This is a genomic window from Halomonas sp. ATBC28, from assembly GCF_005937175.1.
Lineage (GTDB): Bacteria > Pseudomonadota > Gammaproteobacteria > Pseudomonadales > Halomonadaceae > Vreelandella > Vreelandella titanicae.
In genome coordinates, this window is record NZ_VCQL01000108.1 from 1 (window position 1) to 455 (window position 455).

At 55.2% G+C, this 455-nt stretch carries 1 protein-coding gene; it reads left to right on the forward strand.

Going from position 1 to position 455, the window contains the following annotated elements; all coding sequences use genetic code 11:
• Positions 1-455 (forward strand): PilZ domain-containing protein (locus tag E0L35_RS25560; RefSeq protein WP_171051239.1); only part of this gene is annotated, 455 nt, incomplete at both ends.

Sequence of the window (455 nt, forward strand, 5' to 3'; positions counted from 1 at the left end):
GACTGGGTGATCTCGCGGCCCTACATCTTCCTTGTTCTGCTCAACCTGGTGGGCGTAGCGGTTGGGATCTGGCGCTACATCTATGGTCCGCCAACCGAGATGCTCACCGTGGTCGTCAGTATGGTGTGGGTATTCTACAACCTGATTATTCTCGGCGGCGCAGTCGCAGTATCGGTAGAAAGCAAACAGGTACGCCGATCGCACCGCGTGGAGATGACGATGCCCGCAGCAATTGCCCGCGAAGATGGTCACCTCTTCTCGTGTACCGTTCAGGATTTCTCCGACGGTGGTTTGGGGATCAAGATCAACGGTCAGGCGCAGATTCTGGAAGGGCAGAAAGTGAATCTGTTGCTTAAACGCGGTCAGCAGGAATACGTCTTCCCGGCTCAGGTGGCGCGCGTGATGGGTAATGAAGTTGGGCTGAAATTAATGCCGCTCACTACCCAGCAACATAT